The organism is Microcoleus sp. CAWBG58 (genome assembly GCF_020883045.1).
Classification (GTDB): domain Bacteria; phylum Cyanobacteriota; class Cyanobacteriia; order Cyanobacteriales; family Microcoleaceae; genus Microcoleus.
This window is the reverse complement of the sequence record NZ_JAHRFA010000035.1, coordinates 46,837-53,449: the sequence shown is the minus strand read 5'-3', so window position 1 is coordinate 53,449 and position 6,613 is coordinate 46,837. Positions and strand designations below refer to the sequence as shown.

Sequence of the window (6,613 nt, the reverse complement as noted above, 5' to 3'; positions counted from 1 at the left end):
TAGATTTAATATTAGTGGCACAGGCCGGAAAGCCTGTGATTTAGCTAGATTTAATATTAGTGGCACAGGCCGGAAAGCCTGTGATTTAGCTAGATTTAATATTAGTGGCACAGGCCGGAAAGCCTGTGATTTAGCTAGATTTAATATTAGTGGCACAGGCCGGAAAGCCTGTTTTTTTATTCTAAAACGGGCAAGATGCCCGTTCCACAACTGCATGAAGTTCTTGTGGAACGGGCATCTTATTTGTCTTTCAACATGGCAGTAAATATCAGCTACATATGCTGTAAAGTCTGTTACTAATCTGCTGTTAACTGTTGCCAGCCAACATCAAAATCATTAACACTAACACCCCGTTAGTTAAATAAAAGATACCAACAACTTGAGTTTCCAACCAGCCGCAGAGTTCTAGATGGTGGTGAAGTGGAGCCATTCTTAAAAGACGCTTGCCAATGCCATCAGGGCCTTTTGTAGCTTTATAATAAGTTACTTGAGCAATTACTGACACTGTTTCAATCAAGAAAATCCCACTGATTATTAATAATATCCAAAGGCTATTTGTTAATAAAGCTACCGCACCCAAAGCACCGCCCAAAGCTAACGCACCTGTATCGCCCATAAATACTCGGGCTGGATTGCGGTTGTGAGCTAAGAAACCTAAACAACTGCCGCTAATGCAGACACAAAATATCATTAATTCTGGCGAAGTTGATGCTAGAGATGCACCTAATCCCAAAAGTGCGATCGCACCCAAGCCTCCCATCAAACCATCGACGCCATCGGTAAGGTTAGTAGCATTGCTTTCGGCAACTAACACAAAACCAGCTAGCGGCCAAAACAAGAAACCTAAAGGCAATACCCAACCGAAAGGCAAAGCAATGTTTGTAGAAATAGTTGGATTGTGGAACATCAACCACAGACAAAAAAGAGCTGCAAAACCTACTTGCAAAGCCAATTTCATCCGAGGTGAAATACCTTTATTCGACTTGCGGCGGAGAATTTGCCAATCGTCGAGCCAGCCGATGAAACCGTAAGCTAAAGTTAAAGCCGATACGGCAACAACATCTGAGTTAAATCTCGACCAAAGTAATGCTACTGCGACTCCTGCTGGTACAAAAAATATGCCTCCCATTGTCGGCGTTCCCGCTTTTTTCAAGTGGGCTTGGGGGCCGTCTTCGCGAATTATTTGTCCGGCTTTCAGTTGCTGGAGTACGGGCACAACCAGATAACCTAAACCCGATGCAATAAGAGCACAAACAGCTAGTGGCATAAATAGCGATGCAGGCGCATCCAAAAATCTACCCGCTGCTACATCTAAACCGATCGCTACAATGCCGAGCCCCAAACCCAGCAGCAGGAATAAATTCCTGCCTGTAAGTTTGAAAGGCATAGTAAAAGGGATTTTCTCATCCACAAAGTTATCCATATCACTCCTCAACACACACCATTTGAGAATAAGCATTTGACAATTCGAGAATAGGGTGGGATACAGGAGATTGGGAAATCTCTTGGTTTTTCTTCCCTGTTTCTGGTTGATTCGTTGACCAGCCAAAAACGTTACAATCCCTAAACTTCAGTAATCGATTCTCCCCAAATTTTAGACTCAAGTTCGGCTTCCGGTTATTCACGAAGCTGCAAGTGAATCTAAAATCTAAAATCTAAAATCGACTCACCATTCTACAGTTATTCGTCCCCTACACCCGCATCATCTTCTGCTTCTTCTTCTAAATCATCGTAAGGACTGTCGTCAACTGCCATCAACTCGGAAATTTCTTCTTCGTGCAGATAGTCGGGTTCTTGGACATCCCTTGCTAAGAGGCGATTGTTAGATTCCAACCAGTCTAAAAGAGAAGATTGCTGCTTTAATGGAATTACATCGGCAGGTAAGTGGCGAGGTATTTGACGCAGAGATGGGTTGTACATGATTATCGGTTTCTAAAGACAAAGACGCGATCGAGATCGAGTAGAACTAATGTTGTGCCGACTGACTGCTCCTTCCATCGAACACTTGCAAATCGGGCATTTAGCAGAGCTAAGGCATTATACCACAGACACTCTTTGGTTCCGGATCGGATAGGATGGCTGACTGGTTCGGGCGATCGCCCCCAATCATGGGCGCCAGGATAACATTAAAATCCGATATTGCCAATCCCTCTTTAGCCATAAGTATTGTAATCTGAGGCGATCGTTTTTGAAAGTATCGCGGGACACTGGGCCAGCCAGCGGTTGGGTTACAACAGTTTCCTGGTTTTGCGTCAAAGCCTTATGGTGAAAGCTTTTTACCTTATTCAACCAATTCTCGAACAACAAATCTCAGGATGGATATAACAGCGGCGATTTTATACCACAAAGACGGTTACGACACCGGAGGGAAAAGACTTTTGGGGCGTCATTCAGCCGGAGAAGGATTTCTCAAAAGCTTAGTCCAACACGGTACTGCTGACTCTCTCTACTGTTGCACAGACAGCGAAGCAACTTTTAAGGAGTTTTGTTCGCGCATCCAACCTTGGCTGCAACAACCTCGGAAAGTCCGCTGGATTTCGACGGATCGACTAGATTTGCTATCTCAACCAGGTACAATCTATCGACCCGATCCCGCCCTTGCCGATATGGTTTGGGGGCGCAGATTTGTCAATCAGCGGGCTTACAGCGTTTGTGGCGTTACCCATACGATCGCCACTAAGTATGTCATGGAATCGATCGGCAATTTGATCACTGCACCAGTTCAACCTTGGGACGCCCTCATCTGTACCTCTAACGCCGTGAAAAACACAGTAGAAGGAGTTCTGAGGGAGTGGTCTGAATATTTAGCGCAGCGCAACGGCGGTCAACCGGAAATTTTGGTGAAATTGCCAGTTATTCCCCTAGGAGTGGATTGCAGCGCGTTTCCGCAGGGTGTGGAAGCAGTTCAAGCGGGCGATCGACAACGCCAAGAACTCGGCATTTCTCCGGGCGATATAGTCGTGCTATTTGTTGGGCGATTGACTTTCTCTGCCAAAGCTCATCCGGTACCAATGTACATCGCCCTGGAACGCGCCGCCCAACAGACAAAAGCCAAAATCCACTTAATTCAAGCCGGTTGGATCGAAGATCCGAGAGAAGAACCCGACTTTAAAAATAGCGCGAAAATCTTTTGTCCGTCTGTAAATGCTATTTTTGTAGATGGCAGAAAGCCGGAAATTAGAGTTAATATTTGGTCTGCCTCCGATATTTTTATTTCGCTTTCCGACAACATTCAAGAAACCTTCGGACTAACACCCATAGAAGCAATGGCCAACGGACTGCCGGCAATTGTTTCCGACTGGAACGGATATAAAGAATCAGTACGGCACGAAATCGACGGTTTTCGCATTCCCACACTCATCCCGCCGCCGGAAGCTTGTTTAGATTTAGCACTAAATTATCTCGACGGCAGTTTGAATTGGCCGACTTACATGGGTCACACTTCCCTAGCCACAGCAGTTGATATTGATGCCTGCACCAACGCTTTGTGCAAATTAATTGAAAACCCGGAATTGAGAAAGCGGATGGGCGAAAGTGCGAGAAAAAGAGCGAGAGATATTTATGATTGGAAAGTAGTAATTGCTGCTTACGAAGAGTTGTGGCGGGAATTAGCAGAAATTCGGGTTTCTGCACCAGAGTCTGCACCTGCAAAAGCCGGGAAGCCGCCTTATCCGCTGGGCGACGATCCATTTCGGGTGTTGGGTCATTATGCGACTAGAACTTTAACTGATGATACGATCTTGAGTCTGGGTGCGATCGCCACACCGGCATTGTTGAGAGAGTTGCACACAATTTGGTTTACGAGCTTCGGTCAAGACCGGAGAATCTCTGTTAAAGTTCAGATAGAGATGTTAAATGCGATCGAGCAAAAAGGTGCTCTCAACGTTGGGGAAGTTCTCAGGCGTTATGCCACAAACGAGCAAGAATCAGCATACCTCTATCGGACGCTACTCTATCTCGTAAAATTTGGTGTTTTAGTCATTGGGAATGGGTAATTGGGAATTGGGAATTGGGAATTGGGAATTGTTAATCCAATAATAACCTGCGGTTGAAACCGTTACTAAACAAACGATGTCCGCCGGACGCCGATTGAATATTAGAGTAAATGTAGGGTGCGAATGCGTACAGAGAAGCCCAATTATAAATCTGAGTAAAAAAACGATTTATTTAGTCTCCGTGCATAACTCATGAACTAATGACAACTGTCAACTGTCAACTGTCAACTGTCAACTGCCAACTGTCAACTGTCAACTGTCAACTGTCAACTGTCAACATATGCTTAAAAAATCTGCACTATTAGAGATAATTGCTGGTAAGAATCGCGGTTTGCTGGCAACTCCAAACGACAAACAGGTGATTTTAAGTGCGATCGCCCAATTGGAAGATTACAACCCCACACCGCGCCCTGTCGAAGCCGCAGAGCTTTTAGATGGCGATTGGCGGTTGTTGTACACCAGCAGCCGCGCCCTGCTGAATCTTGACGGTTTTCCGTTGTTGAAATTGGGTCAAATTTATCAATCCATCCGCGTCAAAGAATCCAAAATTTACAACATTGCCGAACTTTACGGCTTGCCTTACTTAGAAGGAATTGTCAGCGTCGCTGCTAGATTTGAGGCGACTTCGGAACGGCGAGTGCAAGTGAAGTTTGAGCGATCGATTTTGGGTTTAAGCAGGTTAATCGGTTATGAATCTCCTGCCAAATATATCAATGAAATTGAGTCGGGGAAAAAGTTCGCTGCTGTAGATTTTGGATTGGATACTCGCGAACAACAGGGATGGCTGGATGTTACTTATTTGGATGGCGATTTACGGATTGGGCGCGGGAATGAAGGCAGTGTTTTTGTACTGACAAAAGAGTGATTTTGTGAGGTGCGATTAAGTTTAGGAAGGAGGCGATTTAAATCGCGGCTGCAAAACCAAAGTCCGGAGGGTGCGCGGACAAACGAGATGATCGTTACTCCGTCGGTTTTGTCTGTTCTTTCTGTTCCATCGGCATTGACTTTCTGACAGCTAGCACCAACTCCGCTTCGGTACATCGATACAAGTCCCGCATTCGGAATACTTGCCAAACTTCCATTTTGGGTAATGTTCGACCTTTTTCCCAGTTGCGAATTGAAGATTCTGCACATTCGAGTATGTGTGCTACGTCTATAATTTTCAGCCCCGCACGTTCTCTTAAGGCTCTCAGATCCATTGCTGACTGAACCTTTTGACTAAAAAACCGTTAAGCTTTGCCGCTAACTCTTGACGGAAATGACTTGTGTGATGTTTAATCATAGTAGTAGAGGCGTTAGTCCATTCCCGCCAAGAAACTTACTAACGCCCTTTTCTGTAGTCCATAGAGAATACTAAACCATCATGCCACAAAACGGTTATCAAGACGGATTCTTCGCGAATCCTAGTGCGATCGCGTACCAAAAACGCTTTACCCTTGGGCGATCGCCAAACTGATGCCAAATATGCAGCGGACTGTTGTATGTCGGTTTCGCAGGCGATCGGATGCTGAGGGCCACTTGCTGTGTCTGCGTCAACTCGTGCCTCAAGCTTCGCTGCTGTTAGTGTTTGACTTGCAACCCGACTAACATTTGGGGCGATCGCGCGATCGCCCTCTAAAAGTAGGAGGTTTTTTCGCGCGATCGCCCTCTAAAATTGGAAAGTTATGTCAGTTTGAGATTAAACTACAAACTTTAAGCTAAGCTGCACAGGTTTTTATTGTTTAGCTAAAATCAGATAAGCTAGTATAAAACTATCCTTAACTTGTTGGTGAATTATGACTGTGACAACTGCAAAATTCATCCTTCCTGAAGCGGGTCAAATTCCACAATGGCAAGCCGCCACGTGGGAAGATTATATAGCGGCTTGCGAAAATCCGCCTTTAGCAGAAGCCAAAATTTTTTTTTACGAAGGATATCTTTGGATCGACATGGGTAATGAAGGGCCTCAGCACGCCAGATTTAACGATTTGTTTACTATCATATTTTTTGTGTGGTTTACAACTAAAATAGGACAAACTTTTGATTCTCTCAGCGGTTGTGTAATTGAGAAACCTCAAGTGGGTTCAGGTGCGCCAGATAAAGTTTTATACATCGGAGGGGATTTCCCGGAGTGGCAAAAAGGGGAACCGCGCCGCATTAATCTCAATCAATGGCGAGTTCCCGATTTAGTCGGGGAGATTTCTGATACTACTTTGACTAGCGATTTAGATGAAAAAAAGCGCTTGTATGCTGCATTAGGAATTCCGGAGTATTGGGTGGTAGATATTAAGGGCGTGAGAGTGTTGGCATTTCGATTGCAGGAGAATGGGAAGTATCAGGAATGCGATTTTTCGGTAGCACTTGAGGGATTGCCAATTGCTTTGCTTTCGGAGACTTTAAAGCTTTTGAATGAAGGAAATGGAACGGCCGCGATGTGGTTTGCTCAAAAAATTGGAAGTTTGTAGGTGAGAGACTATTCTTATAAAATACTATCTATAGCAGTCCTAAATCAGTCGCAAAATAGATCTAGACTAGAATTCTTACAGGGTGAGGCTCTTGCTCGCATATGCAAGCAAATCATTTAGGATTGCTATATATTTTTGCTATAATTAGTAAGAAGCCATCTTTAATATAACCAA

8 protein-coding genes are annotated in these 6,613 nt (G+C 44.6%); 5 read left to right on the top strand and 3 right to left on the bottom strand.

Annotated elements, in window-relative coordinates:
- Positions 1-265, top strand: a 265-nt coding sequence (locus QZ918_RS17220; protein WP_293337045.1) for a hypothetical protein, incomplete at its 5' end; no start/stop codon positions are given.
- A 42-nt stretch (positions 266-307) separates the two neighbouring features.
- Here the strand turns inward: QZ918_RS17220 and mraY are convergent.
- Both mraY and QZ918_RS17210 read right to left on the bottom strand, forming a co-directional pair.
- Positions 308-1,423 carry a phospho-N-acetylmuramoyl-pentapeptide-transferase gene (gene mraY / locus QZ918_RS17215; protein ID WP_293337059.1) on the bottom strand — a complete coding sequence of 372 codons (1,116 nt, stop codon included), beginning with the start codon at positions 1,421-1,423 and terminating at the stop codon, positions 308-310.
- Between the two features lie 257 nt (positions 1,424-1,680).
- Complete coding sequence (locus QZ918_RS17210) at positions 1,681-1,920, bottom strand: DUF3134 domain-containing protein (protein WP_293157481.1); 240 nt, start codon at positions 1,918-1,920, stop codon at positions 1,681-1,683.
- Positions 1,921-2,315: 395 nt separating this feature from the next.
- Here QZ918_RS17210 and QZ918_RS17205 point away from each other — a divergent pair, with 395 nt between their 5' ends.
- Together QZ918_RS17205 and QZ918_RS17200 are read left to right on the top strand one after the other, a co-directional pair.
- Complete coding sequence (locus QZ918_RS17205) at positions 2,316-3,995, top strand: glycosyltransferase family 4 protein (protein WP_293337043.1); 1,680 nt, start codon at positions 2,316-2,318, stop codon at positions 3,993-3,995.
- Positions 3,996-4,275: 280 nt separating this feature from the next.
- The gene (locus QZ918_RS17200) at positions 4,276-4,860 is read left to right on the top strand and encodes a PAP/fibrillin family protein (protein ID WP_293337041.1); all 585 of its coding nucleotides are present in this window, start codon (positions 4,276-4,278) and stop codon (positions 4,858-4,860) included.
- 94 nt (positions 4,861-4,954) lie between these two features.
- Here the strand turns inward: QZ918_RS17200 and QZ918_RS17195 are convergent, their stop codons facing one another.
- Positions 4,955-5,194, bottom strand: coding sequence for a helix-turn-helix domain-containing protein (locus QZ918_RS17195; RefSeq protein ID WP_293337039.1), 240 nt, complete (start codon positions 5,192-5,194; stop codon positions 4,955-4,957).
- A 265-nt stretch (positions 5,195-5,459) separates the two neighbouring features.
- Between QZ918_RS17195 and QZ918_RS17190 the strand changes: the two genes are divergently transcribed.
- Positions 5,460-5,582, top strand: a complete 123-nt coding sequence (locus tag QZ918_RS17190) for a hypothetical protein (protein ID WP_293337037.1) — start codon at positions 5,460-5,462, stop codon at positions 5,580-5,582.
- Positions 5,583-5,770: 188 nt separating this feature from the next.
- Positions 5,771-6,439: a Uma2 family endonuclease gene (locus tag QZ918_RS17185; protein WP_293337035.1), complete on the top strand. Its 669-nt coding sequence runs from the start codon at positions 5,771-5,773 to the stop codon at positions 6,437-6,439.
- The last annotated feature ends 174 nt before the right edge of the window (positions 6,440-6,613 follow it).